Annotated in this window: 24 protein-coding genes; 13 read left to right on the plus strand and 11 right to left on the minus strand. The window is 73.6% G+C overall.

The genetic code is table 11. The features are described 5' to 3' along the window. Positions 1-7 precede the first annotated feature (7 nt). The 3 genes from AB0898_RS21570 to AB0898_RS21580 form a co-directional block, all read right to left on the minus strand. Positions 8-853 carry an SMP-30/gluconolactonase/LRE family protein gene (locus tag AB0898_RS21570; RefSeq protein ID WP_366804557.1) on the minus strand — a complete coding sequence of 282 codons (846 nt, stop codon included), beginning with the start codon at positions 851-853 and terminating at the stop codon, positions 8-10. Next, positions 850-1,623, minus strand: a complete 774-nt coding sequence (locus AB0898_RS21575) for an IclR family transcriptional regulator (protein WP_366804558.1) — start codon at positions 1,621-1,623, stop codon at positions 850-852. The genes AB0898_RS21570 and AB0898_RS21575 overlap by 4 nt, the downstream gene beginning before the upstream one ends. Before the next feature lie 124 nt (positions 1,624-1,747). After that, on the minus strand, positions 1,748-2,647 hold the full coding sequence (locus AB0898_RS21580) for a helix-turn-helix transcriptional regulator (protein ID WP_366804559.1): 900 nt from the start codon (positions 2,645-2,647) through the stop codon (positions 1,748-1,750). Between the two features lie 143 nt (positions 2,648-2,790). On the opposite strand from AB0898_RS21580, the gene AB0898_RS21585 reads away from it, so the two are divergent. Beyond that, entirely contained in the window at positions 2,791-3,768 is a 978-nt protein-coding gene (locus AB0898_RS21585) for an aldo/keto reductase (RefSeq protein ID WP_366804560.1), read from the plus strand. Between the two features lie 33 nt (positions 3,769-3,801). Next, a complete protein-coding gene (locus tag AB0898_RS21590; protein ID WP_366804561.1) occupies positions 3,802-4,839 on the plus strand; it encodes a zinc-binding dehydrogenase in 1,038 nt (345 codons plus the stop codon). A gap of 15 nt (positions 4,840-4,854) precedes the next feature. On the opposite strand, the gene AB0898_RS21595 is transcribed toward AB0898_RS21590, so the two are convergent. After that, complete coding sequence (locus AB0898_RS21595) at positions 4,855-5,619, minus strand: beta-glucanase (RefSeq protein WP_366804562.1); 765 nt, start codon at positions 5,617-5,619, stop codon at positions 4,855-4,857. 219 nt (positions 5,620-5,838) lie between these two features. On the opposite strand from AB0898_RS21595, the gene AB0898_RS21600 reads away from it, so the two are divergent. Then, the gene (locus AB0898_RS21600) at positions 5,839-6,708 is read left to right on the plus strand and encodes a DMT family transporter (protein ID WP_366804563.1); all 870 of its coding nucleotides are present in this window, start codon (positions 5,839-5,841) and stop codon (positions 6,706-6,708) included. A 74-nt stretch (positions 6,709-6,782) separates the two neighbouring features. Here AB0898_RS21600 and snpA read toward each other — a convergent pair whose 3' ends face one another. After that, a complete protein-coding gene (gene snpA / locus AB0898_RS21605; RefSeq protein WP_366804564.1) occupies positions 6,783-7,457 on the minus strand; it encodes a snapalysin in 675 nt (224 codons plus the stop codon). A 181-nt stretch (positions 7,458-7,638) separates the two neighbouring features. On the opposite strand from snpA, the gene AB0898_RS21610 reads away from it, so the two are divergent. Further along, positions 7,639-8,577 (plus strand): LysR family transcriptional regulator, encoded by a 939-nt coding sequence (locus AB0898_RS21610; protein ID WP_366804565.1) that lies wholly within the window; start codon positions 7,639-7,641, stop codon positions 8,575-8,577. 7 nt (positions 8,578-8,584) lie between these two features. On the opposite strand, the gene AB0898_RS21615 is transcribed toward AB0898_RS21610, so the two are convergent. Beyond that, complete coding sequence (locus AB0898_RS21615; RefSeq protein WP_366804566.1) at positions 8,585-10,156, minus strand: hypothetical protein; 1,572 nt, start codon at positions 10,154-10,156, stop codon at positions 8,585-8,587. 213 nt (positions 10,157-10,369) lie between these two features. Here AB0898_RS21615 and AB0898_RS21620 point away from each other — a divergent pair, with 213 nt between their 5' ends. The 9 genes from AB0898_RS21620 to hypA all read left to right on the plus strand — a co-directional run bounded on the left by AB0898_RS21620 (position 10,370) and on the right by hypA (position 17,700). Then, positions 10,370-11,053, plus strand: coding sequence for a DedA family protein (locus AB0898_RS21620; protein WP_366804567.1), 684 nt, complete (start codon positions 10,370-10,372; stop codon positions 11,051-11,053). A 230-nt stretch (positions 11,054-11,283) separates the two neighbouring features. Beyond that, positions 11,284-12,828, plus strand: a complete 1,545-nt coding sequence (locus AB0898_RS21625) for a hypothetical protein (protein ID WP_407078376.1) — start codon at positions 11,284-11,286, stop codon at positions 12,826-12,828. Then, positions 12,825-13,886, plus strand: coding sequence for a hydrogenase expression protein HypE (locus AB0898_RS21630; protein WP_161183072.1), 1,062 nt, complete (start codon positions 12,825-12,827; stop codon positions 13,884-13,886). Before AB0898_RS21625 ends, AB0898_RS21630 begins: the two co-directional genes overlap by 4 nt. A gap of 78 nt (positions 13,887-13,964) precedes the next feature. After that, positions 13,965-15,758, plus strand: coding sequence for a nickel-dependent hydrogenase large subunit (locus tag AB0898_RS21635; RefSeq protein ID WP_366804568.1), 1,794 nt, complete (start codon positions 13,965-13,967; stop codon positions 15,756-15,758). Beyond that, positions 15,751-16,320 carry a NifU family protein gene (locus AB0898_RS21640; RefSeq protein ID WP_366804569.1) on the plus strand — a complete coding sequence of 190 codons (570 nt, stop codon included), beginning with the start codon at positions 15,751-15,753 and terminating at the stop codon, positions 16,318-16,320. Before AB0898_RS21635 ends, AB0898_RS21640 begins: the two co-directional genes overlap by 8 nt. After that, the gene (locus tag AB0898_RS21645; RefSeq protein WP_366804570.1) at positions 16,317-16,907 is read left to right on the plus strand and encodes a DUF5947 family protein; all 591 of its coding nucleotides are present in this window, start codon (positions 16,317-16,319) and stop codon (positions 16,905-16,907) included. The genes AB0898_RS21640 and AB0898_RS21645 overlap by 4 nt, the downstream gene beginning before the upstream one ends. A gap of 20 nt (positions 16,908-16,927) precedes the next feature. Continuing rightward, on the plus strand, positions 16,928-17,134 hold the full coding sequence (locus tag AB0898_RS21650; protein ID WP_366804571.1) for a hypothetical protein: 207 nt from the start codon (positions 16,928-16,930) through the stop codon (positions 17,132-17,134). A gap of 22 nt (positions 17,135-17,156) precedes the next feature. Then, positions 17,157-17,345, plus strand: coding sequence for a hypothetical protein (locus tag AB0898_RS21655; protein WP_366804572.1), 189 nt, complete (start codon positions 17,157-17,159; stop codon positions 17,343-17,345). Between the two features lie 7 nt (positions 17,346-17,352). Further along, complete coding sequence (gene hypA / locus AB0898_RS21660) at positions 17,353-17,700, plus strand: hydrogenase maturation nickel metallochaperone HypA (RefSeq protein ID WP_366804573.1); 348 nt, start codon at positions 17,353-17,355, stop codon at positions 17,698-17,700. A gap of 88 nt (positions 17,701-17,788) precedes the next feature. Here hypA and hypE read toward each other — a convergent pair whose 3' ends face one another. From hypE to hypB, 5 genes are all read right to left on the minus strand, one after another. Next, positions 17,789-18,778 (minus strand): hydrogenase expression/formation protein HypE, encoded by a 990-nt coding sequence (hypE, locus tag AB0898_RS21665; RefSeq protein WP_407078379.1) that lies wholly within the window; start codon positions 18,776-18,778, stop codon positions 17,789-17,791. 76 nt (positions 18,779-18,854) lie between these two features. Next, positions 18,855-20,000: a hydrogenase formation protein HypD gene (gene hypD / locus AB0898_RS21670; RefSeq protein WP_366804575.1), complete on the minus strand. Its 1,146-nt coding sequence runs from the start codon at positions 19,998-20,000 to the stop codon at positions 18,855-18,857. After that, on the minus strand, positions 19,997-20,287 hold the full coding sequence (locus AB0898_RS21675; protein WP_026249096.1) for a HypC/HybG/HupF family hydrogenase formation chaperone: 291 nt from the start codon (positions 20,285-20,287) through the stop codon (positions 19,997-19,999). The genes hypD and AB0898_RS21675 overlap by 4 nt, the downstream gene beginning before the upstream one ends. Before the next feature lie 50 nt (positions 20,288-20,337). Then, positions 20,338-22,701 (minus strand): carbamoyltransferase HypF, encoded by a 2,364-nt coding sequence (gene hypF, locus AB0898_RS21680; protein ID WP_366804576.1) that lies wholly within the window; start codon positions 22,699-22,701, stop codon positions 20,338-20,340. Further along, complete coding sequence (gene hypB, locus AB0898_RS21685; RefSeq protein ID WP_366804577.1) at positions 22,698-23,519, minus strand: hydrogenase nickel incorporation protein HypB; 822 nt, start codon at positions 23,517-23,519, stop codon at positions 22,698-22,700. The genes hypF and hypB overlap by 4 nt, the downstream gene beginning before the upstream one ends. Positions 23,520-23,545: the final 26 nt, after the last annotated feature.

Raw genomic sequence — 23,545 nt, forward strand, 5'->3', positions numbered from 1 at the left:
GGCGACTTCACCCCTGGAACGGCGGCTGCGGCAGCCCCTCCCCCGCGCCCGGCACCACAAGGACCGACCCCGACAGGGGTGTGGGCTCGGTGAGGCCGACGCGGGCGGTGGTGACGTACAGGTCGGTCAGGCCGGGGCCGCCGAAGGCGCAGGCCGTGGTGCGCGGGGCCGGGAGCCGGATCTCCCGGTCCAGCGCGCCGGCGGGGGTGTAGCGGCGGACCGCGCCGCCGTCCCACAGCGCCACCCAGACACCGCCGGCCGCGTCGACGGTCAGCCCGTCCGGGAAGCCCGCGCCGTCCTCGATCACGGCCAGGGTGCGCCGGTTGCGGACGCGTTCGCCGTCGTAGTCGAAGACGTCGATTCGCCGGGTGGGGCTGTCGATGTAGTACATCCGCGTGCCGTCCGGGCTCCAGCCGATGCCGTTGCTCACGGCGACGTCGGTGAGGACCGGTTCGGCGGTGCCGTCGCCGGTCAGACGGGTGAGGGTGCCGCCGCCGGGGGCCTCGTCGTAGCGCATGGTGCCGGCCCACAGCGAGCCGTCGGGGGCGACGGCCGCGTCGTTGGCGCGGCGGCCCGGCACCGGGTCGTAGCGCAGCCAGCGGAAGGCGCCGTCGGGGTCGAGGAGGCCGACGCCGTCGCGCAGGTTGAGCACCAGGCCGCCGTGCGCGCGGGGCTTGGCGGCGCCGACGTGCTCTCCGGTGTCGTGGACCGTGCGGCGGCCGGTGGCGGGGTCGTAGGTGTGCACCCGGCTCGCCAGGACGTCGACCCACAGCAGACGCGCGCCGGCCGGGTCCCAGGTCGGACCCTCGCCGAGTTCCGCCCGCGCCTCGACGGCGACCTCGTACGTGCTCACGCCGCCTCCCGGAAGCCGAGCCGCCCGGAGAGTTCGGCGGCGCCCTTGACGGCCAGCGCCTCCAGTTCCGTACGGCGTTCCTCGCTCCAGCGGACCGTCGGCACCGAGATGGACAGGGCGGCGACGACCCGGCCGGTGCGGTCGCGGACGGGGGCGGCCACGCAGCTCACGTCCGGGTTGGACTCCCGGCGCTCCACCGCGACGCCCCGGCGCCGGATCTCCGCGAGCGCGTCCCGCAGTCGGGCGGGATCGGTGAGGCTGTCCGGGGTCATCGCGGCCAGTTCGGCGCCGTCCGGGACGCGGGCGGCGAGCTCCGGTTCGGGCAGCGAGGCCAGCAGCATCTTGCCGACCGCCGTGCAGTGCGCGGGCAGTCTGCGCCCGGCCGCCGAGACCATGCGGACCGCGTGTGTGGAGTCGACCTTGGCGATGTAGATGACATCGGTGTCCTCAAGGAGCGCCACATGGACCGTCTCGTCGCAGGTCTCGGCGACGCTGCGGGCCACCTCCCGGCCCTCGGCGGCGAGGTCGAGCTGCTCGGCGTACCGGCTGCCGAGCTGGTACGGGCGCACCCCGAGCCGGTAGCGGCCGGGCCGGCCGGGGACCGGGACCAGGTAGGAGCGGGCGGCGAGGGTGGTGACCAGCTCGTGCACGGTGGTGCGCGGGAGCCGGAGTCTGCGCACGATGTCGGGCGCGGAGAGTGTTCCGTCCCCCTCCAGGAACAGCTCCAGGATGTCGAGGGCCCGCGTCACGGCGGGCACGAGGCGTCCCACGTACGGCCTCCTTGCCTGCTTCCGGGCGCGGCGGTCCGTCACCCGTGTTCGACACCCCGGCCGGCGATCGACGGGGCGAACACAGGCTAGTCAGCACGCGCCCCACGGGCAACGGTCACCGGTCTCACGTCTGCCGGCCGGTGACCTCCGACTGTCCTTGCGCCGGCCTCGGTGCGCTCATGTCGAGCAGGAGCAGGGCGTCGTAGTCGGGGGTGCCGGGTTCGGCGGTGTAGACGACGATGCGCTGGCCGGGGGTGCCTTCCACCTGGAGCGACTGCGAGGTGAGGGTGAGCGTGCCGACCCGGGGGTGCAGGAAGGTCTTGTGCGCGGGTTTGCGTCCGGTCACCTCGTAGCGCTCCCACAGTCCCGCGAAGTCGGGGCTCTTGAGGAGGAGTTCGCCGACGAGGCTGGTGAGGTCGGGAGCGTCCGGGGCGGTTCCGGCGATGGCGCGCAGACGGGCGACGCAGCCGGTGATCTGGCGCTCCCAGTGGGGGAACAGGTCGCGGGCCGCGGGATGGAGGAAGAGGTAGCGGGCGATGTTGCGCTGTGTGGCGGGCCAGTCGTCCAGCCCCGCGTACAGGGCGAGGCCGCCGGGATTCCAGGCGAGCAGGTCCATGCTGCGGCTGATGACGTAGGCCGGGTCCGGGCGCAGGGACTCCAGCAGCAGCTTCAGGTGCGGGCGCACGGTGCGGCTGGGCGCGGGCGGTGGTTCGGGGGCGTAACGGGCGGCGCGGGCGGCGAGTTCGCGCAGGTGCTGGTGTTCCCGGTCGTCCATGAGCAGGGCGCGGGCGAGCGAGTCGAGGACGGCGGGGCTGGGGCGGGTCTCCTTGCCGCGTTCCAGGCGCACGTAGTAGTCGATGCTGATGCCGGCGAGGGTGGCCAGCTCCTCGCGGCGCAGGCCGGGGGTGCGGCGGATGCCCGGGCCCACGGTGAGGCCGACGTGCCGGGGGCTGGTCTGGGTCCGGCGGGCGCGCAGGAAGCGGCCCAGCTCGGCACTCTCGCTGTGCGCGCTCTCGGATGCCATGTCCCCAGTCTCGCCCACCGGGCATGCGCCGGGCGGGGGCGAGGGGGGCCCTGTCATTACCCCCGAAGAACCCGCCCTGCCACACCGGCGCGATCCGGAGGAGGGTGAACGGGCCGGACACACCACGATCGGAAAGGAGCGAGATGCGCTACATCAAACTGCGTGACCTGGAGGTTTCCCGGATCGGGCTCGGTGCGATGGGGATGTCCCACGGTTACACCGGTTCCGGCACCGACGACGCGGAGTCGATCAGGACCGTGCACCGGGCGCTGGAGCTGGGCGTCACGTTCGTCGACACCGCCGAGATCTACGGGCCCTACACGAACGAGGAGTTGCTCGGGCGGGCGCTGAAGGGCCGCCGGGACCAAGTGGTGCTGGCCACGAAGTTCGGCCTGGTCTCCCACGGCGGCGACGGCGCCCGGCACCTGGACTCCCGCCCCGCCAACATCCGCACCGCCGTCGAGGGCTCCCTGAAGCGGCTGGGCACCGACCACATCGACCTGTACTACCAGCACCGGGTGGACCCGGACACACCGATCGAGGAGACCGCCGGCGCTGTCGCCGAGCTGATCGCCGAGGGCAAGGTGCGCGCCTTCGGGCTCTCCGAGGCCGGGCCGGACACGATCCGCCGCGCCCACGCCGTCCAGCCGGTCACCGCGGTCCAGTCCGAGTACTCGCTGTGGACGCGCGGGATCGAGGACCGGGTCCTGCCCGTCCTGCGGGAGCTGAACATCGGCCTGGTGCCGTTCTCCCCGCTGGGCCGCGGTCTGCTGACCGGCGCCGTCCGCTCCACCGACCAGTTCGACGAGGACGACTTCCGGCGCGGCAACCCCCGCTTCACCGGCGAGAACTTCCGGCACAACCTCGCGCTCGCCGACGAGGTCAGGGCCGTGGCCGCCGAGGCCGGCGCCACCCCCGCCCAGGTGGCACTGGCCTGGCTCCTCGCCCAGGGCGACGACATCGCCCCGATCCCCGGCACCAAGCGGGTCGCCCGCGTCGAGGAGAACACCGCCGCCGACGCGCTCACGCTGACCGCCGAGCAGCTGGACAAGCTCGCCGCCCTGCCGCCCGCCGCCGGAGACACCCACAGCGAGGCTCAGGCCCGGCTGCTCGAACGCTGACCACCCCCTTCCCTCTTTGGAGCAACCCCCCTCATGCGTGCAGCAGTGATGTACGGAGCCGGAGACGTCCGCGTCGAGGACCGGCCCGACCCGAAGATCGTCCACCCGGCCGACGCCGTGGTGCGCACGGTGGCCGCGTGCGTGTGCGGCAGCGATCTGTGGCCGTACGGGTCGATGCCCGCGACCGCCACCGGCCGCCCGATGGGCCACGAGTTCCTCGGCGTCGTCGAGGAGACCGGCGCCGACGTGACCGGGCTGAAGGCGGGGGACCTGGTCGTCGCCCCCTTCACCTACAGCGACAACACCTGCGGCTACTGCGCCAAGGGCCTGCAGATCTCGTGCCGCAACGGCGGCCGGTACGGCTTCGACGGCGTCGACGGCGGGCAGGGCGAAGCCGTCCGTGTCCCGTACGCGGACGGCACCCTGGTGAGGCTCCCGGTGGCCGCCGACTCCGCGCTGGTGCCGTCGCTGCTGGCCCTGTCGGACGTGATGACCACCGGCCACCACGGCGCGGTCACCGCGGGGGTCCGCCGCGGGGACACGGTGCTGGTCGTCGGGGACGGCGCGGTCGGTCTGTGCGCGGTGATCGCCGCGAGGCGGCTGGGCGCCGAGCGGATCGTGCTCGCGGGCCGTCACGCGGAACGCACCGCTCTGGGACGGGAGTTCGGCGCCACCGACGTGGTCGCCGAGCGCGGTGCGGAGGGCGTCGCCCGCATCCGTGAGCTGACCGGCACGGCCGGCGGCGTGGACAAGGTGATCGAGGCCGTCGGCACCCGCCAGGCGCTCGACACCGCCCTGGGCGCCGTCCTGGACGGCGGCACCGTCAGCCGGCTGGGGGTGCCGCAGTACGAGGAAGGGCCGCTCGGCCGGGCCGGGTTCCTGCGGAACATCACCCTGACCGGCGGCGCCAGTCCCGCCCGCGCCTACATCGAGCGGCTCCTGCCCGACGTGCTCGACGGCACCATCGCCCCCGGCCGCGTCTTCGACCGGACCTTCCCCCTCGACCGGACCCCGGACGCCTACCGGGCCATGGCCGGACGCCAGGTCCTCAAGGCCCTCGTCCGCCCCTGATCCCCCGCCACCGGATCAGACCGGCTGTTCCTCCTCCGGCGCCACCCCCTCCCCCGCGCCGGCCACCGCGCCCCGGCCCGCCGGGCGGCGTACGACGAGACTGCTGACCGTGTACGACATCTCGGTGGTGCCGCGCGCGGGCGGCGGGTGGTAGCGGCCGCCGCAGACCGAGAGGTTGACGATGAGGTAGGCGTGCCAGCCGCGTCCGGTGCCCCGGCGGTCGGCGAAGGCCACCGTGCCGTTGACGGACCACACGACGGAGCTGGTGCCGAACTCGGTGCGCAGGTCGACCCAGGCGCCGGGGCGGATCGCGCGGTCGCGGAAGTAGCTGTTGCTGCCGCGTACGTGGTTGGTGAGTTCCAGCAGGTCGGGGTTGTCCGGGTGGTACTCGAAGACGTCGACCTCCTGGCCGCCGTCCCGCCAGGTCCAGATCGCGGGCCAGGCGCCGGTCTCGACGGGCAGCCGCACCCGGGCCTCCAGGACGTCCCCGGTGCGGACCATGAAGCCGTCGCGGCTGCCCTCGGTGGTGAGCAGCCCGGTGTTCCACTTGCCGTCCGGGCGGCGGCGGGCCCGGAAGACGCCCGAGCGGCTGTAGGCGGGGTCGGGGACGAGGTAGTCGAGTTTGTCGTCGCCCGGGTTGACCGGGCCGCCGTTCGGATAGGCCCAGGAGTGGCCCGCGACCCACTGTCTCTCCGAGGTGAAGTCGGCCGTGAACACCACGTCGGACCCGGGCGCGGCTCGCGGCGCCGGGAGGGGGCTGTCGGGTGTCGATTCGTGCATGTCGGATGTCTCTCCGCCATACGCCCCGTCATGCGGCGAAGCGGGACATCACGGAGATGATGACCCGTTCGAGTGAAACGGGATCCGGACCCGGCGGCGCAGGGCGCCCCGGCGGCGCGATGGCGTGGGCTTTCGTAGGCTGGGGAAGCCCGAAGCGCCTCCGGGCTCCTCCGGGACCTGGACTCCGGTACGTGGACGACCCGCAGGCGGGAGACGGTAGTGATCGAACTTGCCGCGGTGTTCGCCGTCGCCGGTGCCGCGAGCAATGCCGTGGGCACCGCTTTCCAGCGCAAGGCGGCCTCGGTCAGCTCCAAGAGCGGTCTGCGGCTGCTGGCGGACCTGGTGCGCCGCCCCGCCTGGCTGATCGGCATCGCCGGGGTGATCGGCGCGGCGATCTTCCAGAGCCTGGCCCTCGTCAACGGCCCGCTGGCGCTGGTGCAGCCGCTGTTCATCCTGGAGCTGCCCTTCGCGCTCCTCGTGGTGGGCCCGCTGCTGCACCGGCATCTGCCCGCCTACGGCTGGTGGGGCGTCGGCTCGGTGGTGCTGGGGCTCGCGGTGATGCTCGCCGCGGCGGCGCCGTACGGGGCCCGCGACCAGGCGCCGCTGACCCACTGGGTGCCGGCCCTGGTGCTGTGCGTCGGGGCGATCGTGGCCGTCACCCTGCTGGCCCGGCACGGGCGCTCCCCGACCGGGCGGGCGGCGCTGCTGGCGTCGGGGTCCGCGATCGCCAACGCGCTCACGGCCGCGCTGCTGAAGTCGGCCACCGGCACCTTCGCGGACGAGGGCTTCGAGGCGTTCCTGCTGTCCTGGCAGACCTACGGTTTCGCCCTGGCCGGCACGGCGGCGGTCCTCCTGCTGGAGAACGCCCTCCAGGCGGGCCCGCTCGCCGCCGCGCAGCCCGCGCTGACCATCGGCGACGCGGTGGTCAGCCTCGCCCTCGGCATCACCCTGTTCGGGGAGCGCATCCGCACGGGCTGGTGGCTGGTCCCCGAGGCATGCGGCGCGCTCCTGATCATCGCGGGCGTCCTGGTCCTGAGCCGCGCGGTGCAGAACCTGATCGAACGGCCGCCGCGGTCCCGGGTGGCGTAGCGGCCGGCGCACGGACACGGCGGCGGTGCGGATGTCCGCACCGCCGCCGCCCCGCATGCCATGCCGCGCCGGGGTCAGCGCGCCGCGTTCACCTTCTGCAGCGCCTTCGCCAGGCCCGCCGCCCAGAGCTGGTTGACGCGGGCGCGCTCGTTGCCGTCCGGGTAGCGGTTGGTGCAGGACGGGCCGGGGCCGCCGCCCGACATCAGTTCGCTGCACGGGCCGCTGTAGTGGTCGGGCAGGCCCAGGACGTGGCCGGTCTCGTGGGCGGTGACGCGGATGGAGTCGTACTGCTGGTTCTGCGCGTAGTCGAGGAAGATGTAGCCGGCGCCGTGGCCGTCGGTGGAGGCGTACGAGCCCTGCGGGTCGCTGCCCTCGTAGTAGGAGAAGTCGGCGCTGCCCGAGGTGGCCTGGAGCTTGACGTTGGAGACGGAGCCGTTCCAGATGGACGCGGCGCTGGCTATCTGGGAGCTGAAGCTGGGCGCCTGGGAGGCGTTGTAGTAGACGGTGACCGCCGCCGCCAGGCTCGGGTGCGCGGCCTGCTTCTTCGCGACCGAGGTGAGGACGGCCTCGAAGAAGGCCTTGTTCTGCGCGGCCTCTTCGCCCGAGCCGGTGAAGTGGGCGTGCGGGGCGGCGGGGGCCGCGTGGGCCGGGGCCGCGGTGCCGAGGGCGGCGCAGGCGAGGCCCAGACCGAGGGCGAGCATGCCTCTGGTGGCCTTCGCGGACAGGGCAGGGGTACGGAAGGACTTCATGTGGGGGGCTCCTACTCGTTCCGTGGGGTGAACGATCGGTTGCCCCCGAGTCTCGGTGAGAGCAACTCCCGGCGGATGATGGCAAGTAGGGATAGCGCGAGGCTATCGCCGTCAACTCGCCCCGCTGCGCCCTGATTTGAACCTCTGGCGCCGCCTCACAGCCCCCACCTAGGCTCCCGGCATGGATCTTGAGGTCAGACATCTGCGCGTGCTGTGCGCCATCGCCGACGCAGGCAGCCTGCATCGCGCCGCCCGTGAACTGGGCCTGGCGCAGCCGTCGTTGAGCACGCAGCTGCGGCGCATAGAACAGGCCCTGGGCGGGCGGCTGTTCACCCGGGAACGCACCGGCTGCCGTCCCACCCCGCTGGGCCGGCTGGTCCTGGGCCGGGCGCGGCCGCTGGTGCGCGAGCTGGGCGCGCTCGTCGTGGAGGCGCGGGCCGCGGCGGCGCGGGCGCCGGGCGGGCCCCGGCCGCGCATCGGGGCGACGGCCAGCCGGGCGCTGCCGGGCTGGCTGCGGCGGCTGCGCGCCCGGCTGCCCCCGGCCGACCCCACGCTGCACGTGGACGCGTCCGCGAACGCGCTGCTGCGGATGGTCGCCGAGGGCGGGCTCGACCTGGCCTTCGTGCACGAGGTGGAGGGCAGTCCGCTGCGCGTCCCGGCCGGGCTCAGTCTGCGGGTCCTGGTGCAGCGGGAGCCGCAGTTCGTCTCGCTCGCCGCCGACCATCCGGCCGCCGCCCGGCACGAGGTGCGGCTCGCGGACCTGGCGGGCGAGCGCTGGATGGTGGACTCCACGGTGGACGGCGAGTGGGACGCGCTGTGCCGGGTGCTGCGCGAGGCGGGGATCGAGCCGCGGCTGCTGCACGGCGACTACCTCACCGCCTACACCCTGGCCGCCACCGGCGAGGTGGTCACGGTCAGCCAGCCCACCGCGCGGCCCCGCTCCGACCTCGCCATCCGGCCGCTGCGCGGCGACCTCATCGGGGTACGGCTGCTCCTCGCGGCGCGCACCGAAGCCGAGTTGGAGGACGGTTACGCCGAACTGGCCGACGCCTACTGGGAGGTGGCCGCGCAGTCACCGGTATACCGGGCGTGGCTGGACCGCACTCCGGCGCGGGTGTGACAGTGCGTCAGTTGCCGAACGTCCGTGAGGTGTAGGCGCATTCGGTGTAGATGTAGCCCGAGCGGATCTTCGCCGTGTCGGAGGCGGGAGTGGCCGTACTGGTGCCGTTGGGCTTGTGGACGAAGTACGTGGTGCCGACGGGCAGGCTGATCGTGCGCTTCGGATAGTTCTTCCCGCTGTCGTCGCAGGGCTTGAAGCCCGGCGAGAGGGTGTCGGTGAAGGAGTACGCGCGGCAGCTCCCGCAGCCCTTGAGGGTGAAGCTGCCGGTGACCGGGCCGGTGTAGAGGACGGTGATGTCGTCCGGGCTGTCGTTCTTCACCGTGACGGAGATGCCGCCGCCGGAGGCGGTGGTGGGCAGCTTCTTCCCGGCGGCGGGGACGGTCTGGGCGACCTCGGCGCCGATGGCTATCTTCCGGGCCCGCTCCCGCTTGTCGCCCTTGGCGTGGGCGGCGTAGTCCTCCATGGTCTTCTGCGCGGCGGAGAACTCGCGGTCCTTGTACTGGTCGATCCCGCAGTCGTACGCCCCCTCGTCCCCGCTCCGCTTCGCGCGGCCCGCCGTGGCGGTCAGCTGGGCGGCGGACCGGCCGGCCGAGTTGGCGAGGGTGAGGGCGCGGGTGTTCAGGTCGCGCAGCCGCTCCACGGCGGGGCAGGGCGCCTTTCCGCCGACGTCCTTCTGCGCCTCGGCCACGGCCGACTCGACGGCCGGGGCGACCTTGGCGGCCGCCCCCGAGCCGGGGAAGGTGCCGAGCAGGTCGCCGAAGTGCTCCACCCAGCCCTCGCCGTCCCCGGAGAGGGCGGCGGCTCCGCACTCGTAGAGCGAGGTGGCGAGCCGGTCGTCGGGCCAGTGGGCGAGCGGGCCCAGCCGGTCGCCGGGGATGGTGCGCGGCACGGTCCGCAGGTACGTCAGCGGCTCGATCGCACCGCAGTAGTCCCGGCCCGTGTAGGGGGCGCCGACGGTGCGGTAGTAGGTGCGCAGGCTGTCGGGCACCTGGCCGGCGGCGCGGGAGCCCGCGTGGTGGACGGCGAGGTCCTGGTAGACGTCCAGGGCGTCGCGGTAGTCGGCGCGGGAGGAGGAGAAGGAGTGCCGGCCCGCGGCCGCCACCTTCTCGTCGGCGCGGTGCAGCCGGTCGAGCAGGGCCTGCTGGACGGCTTCCTCGCGGGCGTCGCGGTACCAGAGGGTGCCGCCGGCCGGTACCGCGAGCAGCAGCACTCCGAGGGCGAGCGCGAGGGGGGCCGTGGAGGGCCAGGTGAGCCGGGTGCGCAGGGCGGTGAACGCGCCGTGCGCGGCGGCGAGGACCAGGACGACGGCGTAGCCGGCGAGCGCGCCGGCCGGGACGCCGTCGGGGTCGGCGGGCAGCGCGACCAGCAGCAGGACGGCGGTCGCGACCCAGCAGGCGGCGGCGAGGAACCATCTTCGCAGCAGGACGTAGCCGAGGCCGAGCCCGCTCAGATTGAGCAGGCCGACGGCGGCCGCGCGCAGCGGGTCGGGCGGTGCGGGCGGCGGGCTCGACGGCATCGGCGGCACCGGGGGCATGGGATACCCCGGTGTCCCGGCAGGACCGTACGGTGTGTCCGACATGGCGGCTCCCCCCGTCAACTGCCCCCGTGCCCCTGTGAATCGGCAGTGTACGGGCAGTGGTGGGGCACGGACAGAGGGTTTTCGGGCCGACTCCCGCAGGGACCCCTCACCGCACGCGCGCGGCTCGCGGTGCGCGGCGTCTGCGGGCGGTGGCGCCGGGTCCGGGCGACACTGGGCGGGAGGCTACCGAGCGACGGACCGGGAGGCGATGGGGTGGAAGCCGTCAACCCCACGGACAGCGCCTCGCTGCTGGCCGCCTTCGGCGCGCTCGGCGTCCTGGTGGTGACGTTCGCGGAGTCGGGACTGCTGGTCTTCGGCTTCTTCCTGCCCGGCGACACGCTGCTGTTCCCGGCCGGGGTGCTGTGCGCCGGAGCCGACGGGCGGCCGCCCCGGCTGGTGCTCTGGCAGGTCATGCTGTGCGCGGCGGCCGGGGCGGTGGCGGGCGGCCAGGTCGGCTACCTCATCGGACGGCACGGCGGACGCCCGCTGCTCACCCGTACCTCCAGCAGACGGGTCAAGGAGGGCGCCGAGCGCGCGGAACGCCTCCTGGCCCGCTACGGCTACGGCAAGGCGCTGGTGATCGGCCGCTTCATCCCCATGCTGCGCTCGGTGCTGCACCCGGCGGCGGGCGCCCTCGGCGTGCCGCTCGGCACGTTCACGCTGTGGCAGGCGGTGGGCGGCATCCTCTGGTCGCAGAGCCTGGTGCTCGTGGGGTACGCCCTCGGTTCCTCGGTGTCCCACGTGGACGACTATCTGCTGCCGCTGGTCGGCGTCATCGTCGTGCTCTCCCTGATCCCGCTGCTGGTGGAGACGGTGCGCTCGCGGCGCGGGCGACACGAGGACGCGGCGCGCGGGGAGCACGCGCCCGACGACCATCCGGACGCGGAAGGCGAGTAGGGCGTCCGGGCCGGGACGCCTCGGCACCGTCCGGGCGGGGGACCGACCGGAACCCCTCGCCCCCCTCCAGGCGGGGACCCCTCGCTCCGCCCGCCCGGGATACCTCCGCGCGCATATGCCCGCTCACCCGCCCGGCCCAACCGGCGTGGGCCTGAGGGGCGAGGGTGCGTGACTGATGTGACGGTGAGTGGAAGGCATGGACCACTGCACCGGCACGGCGAGGAGGCGGCATGGTGGACACGAGCGGCGGCGAGGGCGGCACGGCGTGTGCCTTCGCGCCCGGTGACGGCCCCGCCGCGCCGGACGCCCTCGCGGGGATGGGCGCCGTCGCCGACGCCGTCCTCTACGAGGGCTATCTCCTCTACCCGTACCGCCGCTCCTCGGCCAAGAACCGCGTCCGCTGGCAGTTCGGGGTGCTCCCGCCCCGGGACTGGGTGGAGGCGGACGGGCCGGTCACCGAGGGCATCTCCGGCTCGGCGGACTCCTGGTACCAGCGCACCGAGTGCCTGGTGCGCGCCGAGGGGCCGGACGCGGAGCTGCGGGTGCGGGTGCGCTACCTCCAGATGCAGCGCAAACAGGTCGAGGCGGCCGACGGCGACAGCGGGCACCGCCCGGTCGAGTCCCTGCTGACGGCCGACGGCGGGGTCCAGCTCAGCTTCGACGAGGCCGTACCGCACGAGGTGGAGCTGGTGTGGCCGCTGGCGGACCTGCTGCGCGGCGTGTGCGCGGCGCCTTCGGGCGCACCCGCCGCGCGCGAGACGGAGGCGCTGTCCAAGGGCGCGGGGCGGATCGTACGCACCCGCGAGGCGGTACGGGCGCGTACCACGGCCGGGGCCGAACGGCTCGCGGACGGCCTCTACCGGGTGTGCGTGCGCACCGAGAACACCGGCCGCTCCCCGGAGACCGGCGGCGTACGCGGCGAGGCGCTGCGGCACGCGCTGCTCGCCGCCCACACCCTGCTCGGCGGCCGGGGCCTGGAGTTCGTCTCGCTGATCGACCCGCCGGAGGCACTTCGCGAGCAGGCGCGCGGCTGCCGCAACGCCTTCACGTTCCCGGTGCTCGGCGGACCGGCGCCCGAGTCGGACGGCACGGAGGACGGCTGCACCGGCCCGGTGCTGCTCTCCTCCCCCATCATCCTTCCCGATCATCCGCGGGTGGCCCCCGAGAGCCCGGGCGATCTGCACGACGCGGCGGAGATCGACGAGATTCTGACGCTGCGCACGATGCTGCTGACGGACGAGGAGAAGGCCGAGGCCCGGGCCACCGACCCGCGCGCCGCGCGCATCCTCGACCGCGTGGACAGCATGCCCCCGGAGGTGTTCTCCCGCCTGCACGGCGCCATCCGCTCGCTGTCCCCGGCGTCCCCGGCGTCCCCGGTCTCCCCGGTCTCCCCGGTCTCCCCGGTCTCCCCGGCCGAGCCGTCCCCGATGTCCTCCGCAAGCCGTCCCGCCTGGTGGCAGGAGGGCGGTGACGAGGGCCTGTCCCCCACGACCGACACGGTGCTCGTGGACGGCGTGGAAGTCGGCGGCGGCACCGCGGTGCGGCTGCGCCCGCGCAAGCGGGGCTCCGACGCGCAGGACATGTTCCTGGAGGGGCGGACGGCGCGCGTCTCCGCGGTCTTCCACGACGTGGACGGCAGCACGCATCTCGCGGTGACCGTAGACGACGACCCGGCGGCCGAACTGCACGGCTGGTACGGCCGTTTCCACTACTTCCGACCCGACGAGGTCGAACCCCTGGGCGACCCCCGACCGCAGCGAAGGCAGGCGACATGACCACCCAGAGCCCCACCACCGAAGCCAAGGGCATAGACGAGATCACCATCCTGTGGATCTCGGAGGGCATGAGCTGCGACGGCGACACCGTCTCGCTGACGGCAGCCATGCAGCCCTCCATCGAGGACGTCGTCCTCGGCGTGATCCCCGGACTGCCCAAGGTCAACCTGGTCAACAAGGTGCTGTCGCCGAGCCTGGGCGGCGAGGACTTCCTCGCGCCCTACCGGGCGGCGGCGCGCGGCGAGCTGGACACCCCCTTCATCCTCGTGATCGAGGGGTCGGTGCCCAACCAGGAGATCATCGAGGGCGACGGCTTCTGGACGTCGTTCGGCAACGACCCGAAGACCGGGCAGCCGCAGACGATCAACTGGTGGATCGACCAGCTCGCGCCGAAGGCGTGGGCGGTGGTCGCCGCCGGCACCTGCGCCACCTACGGCGGCATCCACGGCATGGCGGGCAACCCGACCGGCTCGATGGGCCTGGCCGACTATCTCGGCTGGGACTACAAGTCGCAGGCCGGGCTGCCGATCGTCAACGTGCCGGGCTGTCCGATCCAGCCGGAGAACTTCATGGAGGTCCTGGTCTGGGTCCTCCAGACCGCGGCCGGTACGGCCCCGCCGCCCCCGCTGGACCACATGCTGCGTCCGCAGTGGCTGTTCGGCAAGACCGTGCACGAGGGCTGCGACCGGGGCTCGTACTACGAGCAGGGCGACTTCGGCCTGGACTACAACTCGCCCAAGTGCCTGGTGAAGACCGGCTGCTGGGGCCCCGTGGTCAACTGCAACGTGCCCAAGCGGGGCTGGATGGCCGGCATCGGCGGCTGCCCGAACGTCGGCGGCATCTGCATCGGCTGCACGATGCCCGGCTTCCCGGACGCGTTCATGCCGTTCATGGACGAGCCGCCCGGCGGCACCCTGTCCTCCCTGGTCATCAAGCCGTACGGCGCCGTGGTGCGCCGGCTGCGCGGCCTGACCAACGAGATGGTCAACCACGAGCCCAAGTGGCGCGGCAAGAAGCGCAAGCTGACCAGCGGTTACGACCCGTACTGGCGTGCCTGAGGCCGCCGGGACCGTGACCCGACCCCCACCCCCACCCCCACCACCCGCCGAACTCCGACAGCGAGGGCAGTACCGCAGATGACGACCACCGAATCCCGGCCGACGGGACGCAAACCGGCCCAGCTCGTGGACATGTCGTGGGATCCGATTACCCGGATCATCGGCAACCTGGGCATCTACACGAAGATCGACTTCGCCAACCGGGAAGTCGCCGAGTGCCACAGCACCTCGTCGCTGTTCCGCGGCTACTCGGTGTTCATGAAGGGGAAGGACCCGCGCGACGCCGGGTTCATCACCTCGCGCATCTGCGGGATCTGCGGCGACAACCACACCACGTGCTCCAACTACGCCCAGCAGATGGCGTACGGCATCAAGCCGCCGCCGATGGCGGAGCACATCACCAACCTCGGCGAGGCCGCCGAGTACATGTTCGACCACACGATCTTCCAGGACAACCTGGTCTTCGTGGACTTCTGCGAGGCCATGGTCAAGGCCACCAACCCCGGTCTGCTGGCCCGCGCCGAGCGCACGGACGCCCCGCGCGGGGAGATCCACGGCTTCAGGACCATCGCCGACATCATGAAGGCCTTCAACCCCTTCGAGGGCGAGGTCTACAAGGAGGCGCTGCGCGTCAGCCGCGTCACCCGGGAGATGTTCTGCCTCATGGAGGGCCGGCACGTCCACCCCTCCACGCTCTACCCGGGCGGCGTGGGCACGATGCCGCAGCCCAGCATCTTCACGGACTACCTCAGCCGGCTGATGCACATCATCGACTTCATCAAGAAGGCCGTCGCCATGAACGACGACGTCTTCGACTTCTTCTACGAGGCCCTGCCGGGCTACGAGGAGGTCGGCCGGCGGCGCATCCTGCTCGGCTGCTGGGGCGCCTGGCAGGACCCGGCGGTCGTCGACTACCGCTACGCGTCGATGAACGAGTGGGGCAAGGCGATGTACGTCACCCCGGGCGTCATCGTCGACGGCAAGCTGGTCACCAACGACCTGATCGACATCAACCTCAACATCCGCATCATGCTGGGCAGTTCGTACTACGACGACTGGGTCAACGAGCAGCCCTTCGTCACCCACGACCCGCTGGGCAACCCGGTCGACATGCGGCACCCGTGGAACCAGACGACCGTCCCGGTGCCGCAGAAGCGGGAGTTCGACGGCAACTACAGCTGGGTGATGAGCCCGCGCTGGTACCACAAGGAGACCGACAAGCACCTCGCGCTCGACACCGGCGGCGGCCCGCTCGCGCGCCTGTGGTCGACGGCGCTGAGCGGCCTGGTCGACACGCGGTACGTCAAGGCGTCCAACGGCAAGGTGCGCATCCAGCTCCCCAAGGGCGAGTCGCTTCCGGAGACCACGCTGGAGTGGTCGATCCCGAAGTGGAGCAACACCATCGAACGCGACCGCGCGCGGCCGTACTTCGTGGCGTACGCGGCCGCCATGGCGCTGCAGTTCCTGGAGGAGTCCATGGAGCTGATGCGCGCGGGCGAGACCCAGGTGTTCCAGGACTTCGAGGTCCCGGACGAGGCGATCGGCTGCGGCTTCCACGAGGCCGTGCGCGGGGTCCTCTCGCACCACCTGGTGATCAAGGACAAGAAGATCGCCAACTACCACCCGTACCCGCCGACCCCGTGGAACGCGAGCCCCCGCGACATCTACGGCACGCCGGGCCCGTACGAGGACGCGGTGCAGGGCCAGCCGATCTTCGAGGAGAACGGCCCCGACGACTTCAAGGGCGTCGACATCATGCGCACCGTGCGCAGCTTCGACCCCTGTCTGCCGTGCGGCGTGCACATGTACATGGGCAAGGGCAAGACGCTGGACGTCGTGCACTCGCCCACCTACGGGGCGAACCATGGCTGAGGATGCCCGCCGCCTCGACGACCCGGCGGTGGAGGCGCGCCTGGCGCACCTCGACGAGGTGCTGGGCGAGCTGGAGGCCGACTCCGGCGCCACCGCCCGCGAGGCGCTGGGCGCGGTGGGACTGCTGACCGAGGTCTACGGCGAGGCGCTGGCCCGCGTCCTGGACCACGCGGACGGCGCGCTGCGCGAGGCCCTGGCCGGGGACGAGCTGCTGGCCCATCTGCTGGTGCTGCACGGCGTCCACCCCGAGCCGCCGGAGCGGCGGGCCGCGCGAGCCGTGGAGCGGCTGCGGCCCGCCGTGCGCAAGCGCGGCGGCGACCTGGAGTGGGAGGGCGTCGAGGGCGGCGTCGCGCGGGTCCGGGTGGACCCGGGCGGCGGTGGCTGCGGCGCCGGGTGCGGCTCGGACACGACGGACGTCGCCGAGGTGGTCCGGGCGGCGGTGCTGGCCGCCGCGCCGGAGCTGACCCGGGTGGAGGCGGTCACGCCCGAGCGGACCTCGCCGCCCGCGTTCGTCCCGCTGGCCACGCTCACCCTCCGGGGCGCGGCCCAGGGAGCGCGGTGAGCGGGGCGCTGGCCCGGGTCGTCCGCTCCGGCGCGGCGGCGGGGCGTACGGCGGCGGCCGAGGCGTGCGAGCTGTGCGCGGCGCCCGTCGCCGAGGCGCACGCGCATCTGTACGAGGCGGAGGCCGACGGGCTGCGCTGTGTGTGCGGCCCCTGCTCGGTGCTGTTCGCCGACGACGGCGCGGGCGGGGGCCGCTACCGGCTCGTGCCCCGCCGCCGGGTGCGGCTCGCGCCGGTGGACACGGCGGTCCTGGGTGTGCCGGTGGGTCTGGTGTTCTTCGTGCCCCGCTCCGACGGCTCGGTGACGGCCGAGGGGCCGAGCCCGGCCGGGGCGATGCGCTGGGAGATCGACGCGGCCGCCTGGCGGGGGCTCGCCGCGTCGGTTCCGCGGCTGGCCGGTATGACGCCCGACGTGGAGGCGCTGCTGATCAACACGGTGCGCGGACACGAGGAACACTGGATCGTGCCGCTCGACGACTGCTTCCGGATGGTCGCCCTGGTCCGCGAGGAGTGGCGGGGGCTGTCCGGCGGCGGCCGGGTCTGGCCGGCCGTCGAACGGTTCTTCACGGAGCTGACCGAGCGTTCGTGAAGCCCAGAGAGGAGACCGTCATGGGCAAGATCAGAGTGGGCCGCCCGCAGGTCAAACCGGACACGCCGACGCATGTGCCGGGACTGCACCAGGGCAACGAGGGCCCCTGTCAGGAGCAGCCCGGACATCACAAGGACGGCACCGCCGACGCGCGCCGCTCCACCGGTGTCCGCTCCAAGCGGCACGACGCGCTGCTGGACGTCATGCCGAACATTCCCCCGGGATGAGAGAGAGCAGGAAGTGAGTGCCATGAAGCACGTCGGAGCGGAAGAGCCGTCGCGGCCCCTGATCTCGGGACGGCAGGTGCTGATCGCACAGGCCGCCCTGCTGGCGGGGCTGACGCTGCTCCTCCTCGTCAAGGAGGTCCCCGGCATGGTGCGGGAACTCAAGATCTACCGGATGACCGGGGGCCTGGGCGCCGGCCGCCGGTACCCGTGAGTCCGCCGTGCACGAACTGTCGATCGCGACCGCGATCGTGGAACGCGCCGGGGAGATCGCCCGCGCCGACGGAGGCGGGGACGTCTCCTCGGTGACGGTCCGGGTCGGTGAACTGGCCGGGGTGGTGCCGGACGCGCTGCACTTCGCCTTCGAGGTGGCGCGTGACGGCACCCCCCTCGCCTCGGCCCGGCTCGTGGTGGAGCAGGTGACCGCGGTGGCCTGGTGCGGGTCGTGCACCGAGGAGTTCGCGGTGGGCATGCCGCCGTTCTTCTGGTGCCCGCGCTGCGACCGGCCCTCGCAGGACCTGCGCAGCGGGCGGGAGCTGGAGATCACGGCGGTGGAACCGGTGCCCTGAGAGGCCGTCCATGGAGAGGGGCCCGCCTTGCCCGGCGGGCCCCTCTCCTCGTATGTGCCGGCTCAGCAGATGCTTCGTGTGTGCCGGCTCAGCAGATGCGCGGCAGCTGCTCCCCGAGCGGCAGGTCGAGCACCCGGGTGCCGCCGAGTCCCGTGGCGACGGTGACCATGCCGGGGTGTTCGGCGACGCACTCCCCGATCAGCGCGGCCCCGGCGCCCTGCGGGTGGGCGCGCATCGCGGCGAGTACGGCGTCGGCGTGCTCGCGGGGCACGAAGGCGACGAGCCTGCCCTCGTTGGCGACGTAGAACGGGTCGAGGCCGAGGAAACCGCAGGCGTTGGCCACCTCGTCGGGTACGGGTACGGCCCGCTCGGTGAGCCGTACGCCGGTGCCGGAGGCGCGGGCGATCTCGTTGACGGCGGCGCCGAGGCCGCCCCGGGTGGGGTCGCGCAGGACGTGCAGGTCCGGGGTGACGTCGAGCATGGCGGCGACGAGCCCGGCGAGCGGCGCGGTGTCGGAGGCGATCTCGACGCCGAACTCCAGGCCCTCGCGCACGCTCATCACGGCGACCCCGTGCAGCCCGATAGGGCCGCTGACGATCACCGCGTCGCCGGGGCGGGCGCGCTGCGGGCGGATGTCGACGCCGTCGGGGACGAGGCCGACGCCCGCGGTGGTGACGTAGACGCCGTCGCCGTGTCCGGACTCGACCACCTTGGTGTCGCCGGTGGCGACGGTGACCCCGGCCGCCTCGGCGGCGGTGCCGACCGCGCGGGCGATCCGGGCGACGACGTCGAGCGGGACGCCCTCCTCCAGGACGAACGCCGTGGACAGATAAGCGGGTTGGGCCCCGCTCATCGCGAGGTCGTTGACGGTGCCGTTGACCGCGAGGTCGCCGAGACAGCCGCCGGGGAAGAACAGCGGGCGCACCACATAGGAGTCGGTGGAGAACGCGAGCCGGGCGCCGCCGAGTCGGAGGACGGCGGAGTCGGTGAGCGCGGCCAGCAGGGGGTTGCCGTAGGCCGGGGCGAAGACCTGCTCCATCAGCTCGGCGGAGAGGGCGCCGCCCCCGCCGTGGCCCATGACGACGACGCCCTGGTCACGCAGCGGGGCGGGGCAGGACCAGTTGGCGGGATCGACGGGTGTTTCCGCGGCGAGGTCAGCCAACGGGGTTCATCTCCTCTCGGGGGATGCGCGAGCCGGGCGATACCGGGGCGCCGGCCATCCGCCGGTACAGGTAGTACGCGGCGCAGGCGCCCTCGCTGGAGACCATGGTGGCGCCGAGCGGGGTGCGCGGGGTGCAGGCGGTGCCGAAGGCCTCGCACTCGGTGGGCTTGATGAGTCCCTGGAGCACCTCTCCGGCCCGGCAGACGGCGGGTTCCTCGGTGCGGATGCCGGTGACGTCGAAGCGGTGCTCGGCGTCGTACGCGCGGTACGCCTCGGACAGGCGCCAGCCGCTGGCCGGGATGCGGCCGATGCCGCGCCAGTTGCGGTCGGTGACCGCGAAGACGTCCTCGATCATGCGCCGGGCGGCGGGGTTGCCCTCCTCGCGCACGGCGCGGGCGTAGGCGTTCTCCACCCGGTGCTCGCCGCGCTCCAGCTGGTGGACGGCGCGCCGGATGCCCTCCAGGATGTCGAGGGGTTCGAAGCCGGTGACGACCATGGGCACCTTGTGCCGTGCGGCCAGCTCCGGGTACTCCCCGGTGCCCATCACGCTGCACACGTGCCCGGCGGCGAGGAAGCCCTGCACCCGGCACTCGGGGGCGGTCATGATCGCCTCGACGGCCGGGGGGACGCGGACGTGGGAGACCAGCAGGCTGAAGTTGTCCAGACCGAGGCGGCGGGCCTGGTGGACGGCCATGGCGTTGGCGGGCGCGGTGGTCTCGAATCCGATGGCGAAGAACACCACTTGGCGGCCGGGGTTGCGGCGCGCGAGGCCGAGCGCGTCGAGCGGGGAGTAGACCACGCGTACGTCGCCGCCCTCGCCCTTGACCCGGAACAGGTCGCGGTCGGTGCCGGGCACGCGGAGCATGTCGCCGAAGGAGCAGAAGATCACGTCCGGGCGGGCCGCGATGGCGAGCGCCTTGTCGATGACGTCGAGCGGGGTGACGCACACGGGACAGCCGGGTCCGTGGATCAACTCCACTTCTTCCGGCAGCAGTTGGTCGATGCCATGCCGGATGATGGAGTGGGTCTGGCCGCCGCAGACCTCCATCAGGGCCCAGGGACGGGTGACGGTGGCGCGGATCTCGTCCAGCAGACGGCGGGCCAGCGCCGGGTCGTTGAACTCCTCGATGTACTTCACCGGTTCTCGCTCCCGCTTCCCTGCCGCTCCGCCTGCTCCCAGGCGTCGCCGAACTCCTCCTCCAGCAGGCCGAGTTGCTCGAAGAGTTCGAGCGAGGCCCGGGCGGACTCCTCATCCAGCTTCTGGAGGGCGAAGCCGACGTGGACGATGACGTACTCCCCCACCTGGACGTCGGGCAGGTACTCCAGACAGGCCTGCTTCTGGACCCCGCCGAAGTCGATCAGCCCGGTGCGCGGGTCGGCGCCATCGTCGATGGCCACGACCTTGCCGGGCACTGCAAGACACATGGGTCACTCCGTCTCGTCGTCGTGTGCCGAGCCGCGGGTCAGCGGGCTCGTCATGGCCGTGCCGTGTGCGCGGCGACCATGAGCTGTCCGAGCGCCAGTCCGCCGTCGCCGGGCGGCACCTCGCCGTGGCGCAGGACGGTGAACCCGTCCGCCGTCAGCAGGGCGGCGCTCTCCTCCTCCAGCAGGGCGTTGGCGAAGACACCGCCGGTGAGGGCCGTGGTGGTCAGTCCGGTGGCGGTACGGACGCGACGGCACACCTCGGCGACCGCGCGGGCCACGCCCCGGTGGAAGCGGGCCGCCATGACGGGGGCCGGAACACCCCGGCGCACGTCCTCGACCAGGGCCCGGAGCAGGGGCGCGGGGTCCATCCGCCAGCCGTCCGGCGGATGCTCCGTGAGTCCGAAGGGGTACGCCACCGGGTCCGCGTCCCGGGCCCTGGCCGCGAGCGCCTCCAGTTCCAGGGCGGCCTGTGCCTCGTGGCCCGCGCGGTGGCAGGCGCCGACGAGCGAGGACGCGGCGTCGAAGAGACGGCCCATGCTGGAGGTCGGCACGCAGTTCACCTGCCGGGTCAACTGCTGTCTCAGTACCGCGAGTTCGTCCGGTGCGCAGGCCATGACGCTCGGCAGGTCCGGCGTCCACTCAAGGCCCGCCGCCCACAGCCGGGCCAGCGCCAGGCGGCACGGGTTGGCCACGCCCGCGTCGCCGCCGGGCAGCGGGGCCGGGGCGAGGTGGGCCAGGCGGCGGTGCCCGCTGTAGTCGGCGAGCAGGATCTCGCCGCCCCACACGGTGCCGTCGTCGCCGTACCCGGTGCCGTCGAAGGCGACGCCGATGACGGGGGTGGTGCCGTCGAGGCCGTGTTCGGCCATGGCGGAGGCGATGTGGGCGTGGTGGTGCTGGACCAGGACGGGGTCGGGCAGCCCCGCCTCGGTGGCGCGGCGGCGGGCCCAGGCGGTGGAGTGGTAGCCGGGGTGCCGGTCGGCGGCGACGCGTCCCGGGACGACACCGGTGAGGGTCGCGAGGTGGGTCTCGGCGCGGCGGGCGGCCTCCAGGGTGGCCAGGTCGCCCATGTCCCCGATGTGCGGGCCGAACCACGCCTGGTCGCCCTCCCCGAGGCACAGGGCGTTCTTCAGGTCGCCGCCGACCGCGAGCGCGGGCCGCACGGGCACCGGGAGGGTCAGCGGGCGGGGTACGTATCCGCGGGAGCGGCGCAGGACCTGGGTGGTGCCGTCGGCACGTACCCGGACCAGGGAGTCGTCGCAGGGCGAGGCGATGGGCCGGTCGTGGGTGAGCCAGGCGTCGGCGAGTCCGGCGAGCCGGATCAGCGCCTCGGCGTCGTCGGTGACGAGGGGCTCGCCGGAGCGGTTGCCGCTGGTCATGACCAGGACGCGGGGTCCTGGGGGATCGCCGGGGAGCCCGAACAGCAGGGTGTGGACCGGGGTGTAGGGCAGCAGGACGCCGATGTGCGGGCTGCCGGGGCACACTTCGGCGGCGAGGCGGAGTCCGTCGCGGCTCCCGTCGCCCGGGGTCCGCGCGCGCAGCAGGACGATCGGACGCGACGGGCCGGTGAGCGCGGCGCGTTCGGCGTCGGACAGCACCGCGAGGCGCTCGGCGGTGGCGAGGTCGGCGCACATGACCGCGAACGCCTTGCCGCCGCGCTCCTTGCGGCGGCGCAGGGTCGCGACGGCGTCGGCGTCGGTGGCGTCGCAGGCCAGGTGGTAGCCGCCGACGCCCTTGACGGCGACGATCCGGCCCGCGCCGAGCAGCTGGCGTGCCCCGGCCAGGGCGTCGGCGCCGCGCGCGGGGCGGACCGGGGTGCCGGGGGCGGGGAGCAGGGTCGCTTCGGGGCCGCAGCCGGGGCAGGCGACGGGCTGGGCGTGGAAGCGGCGGTCGGCGGGGTCGCCGTACTCGCGGGCGCAGGCCGGGCACATCGGGAAGCCGGCCATGGTGGTGGCGGCGCGGTCGTAGGGCATCGCGGTGGCGATGGTGAAGCGGGGGCCGCAGTGGGTGCAGGTGAGGAACGGGTGCCGGTGGCGGCGGTCGGCGGGGTCGGCCAGTTCGCGCAGGCAGTCGGCGCAGGTCGCGGTGTCGGGCGGGAGCTGGGTACGGCCCTCGGAGGCGTCGGTGGGGCGGATGGTGAACGGTCCGGTGATCCCGGTGGCGGGCAGGTCCTCGTGCCCGATGGCGGTCACCCGGGCGAGCGGCGGCGGCTGTTCGGCCAGCAGGGCGCAGAACCGGCCGACCCCGTCCTCGGGGCCCTCCACCTCGATGACGACCCCGTCGCCGGTGTTGCTCACGTACCCGGCGAGCGCGAGGCCGTCGGCGAGCCGGTGCACATGGGGCCGGAAGCCGACGCCCTGCACCGTGCCGCGCACGGTGAGGCGCCGGCGCACCGTACCGGTCGCCGGGGCGGTCATGAACGGGGCGCGGCGGCGGTGGCGGGGCCGTGGCTGTGGGCCACACCGGGGTCGTGGCTGTGCGCCGCGTCGGGACCGTGACTGTGGCCGTGCCCCCCGACGGGACCATGGCTGTGCCCGTGTCCGTGTCCGTGCGGCCCGGGGGCGAGGGGCGGCCGGTGGAGCACCGCGTCCGGCGCCGACAGCACGTACTCGAGGAGTGCGTCCACCCCGTCCCCGCTCCGGGCGCACGAGCGGAGGATCTCCACCCCCGGGTTGACCCGGTGGACGTTCGCGCGGAAGGCGTCCTCGTCGAAGCCGGCCGGCTCCGCGAGGTCGGTCTTGGTGATGACGACGAGGTGGGCGGAGCCGAAGGCGGTGGGGTACTTCAGCGGCTTGTCCTCGCCCTCGGTGACGGCCATCAGGGCGATGCGCAGCGTCTCGCCGAGGTCGTAGGAGGCGGGGCAGACGAGGTTGCCGACGTTCTCGACGAAGAGCGCGCGGGTGTCCGGCGGGAGCCAGCCGGTGAGCCGGTCGCGGACCTGGGCGGCCTCCAGATGGCACAGCCCGTCGGTGAGGAGCTGCTGTACGGGCGCGCCGGAGCGGGCGAGGCGTACGGCGTCGTTCTCGGTGGCGAGGTCGGCGGTGAGGGCGGCCACGGGAATGCCGCGCTCGACGGCGCGGGCGAGGACGCGGCCGAGGAGTTCGGTCTTGCCGCTGCCGGGGCTGGAGAGCAGGTTGACGACGGTGACGCCCTGCCGGGCGAGGTCGTCGCGCAGCCGCGCGGCGAGGTCGTCGTTCTTGGCCAGGACGGCCTGTCTGAGATCGGCCTCGCACATGGCGCAGCTCCTCGGGTGGCGGGAAG

It is taken from the genome of Streptomyces sp. NPDC005435, assembly GCF_040703155.1.
Classification (GTDB): domain Bacteria; phylum Actinomycetota; class Actinomycetes; order Streptomycetales; family Streptomycetaceae; genus Streptomyces.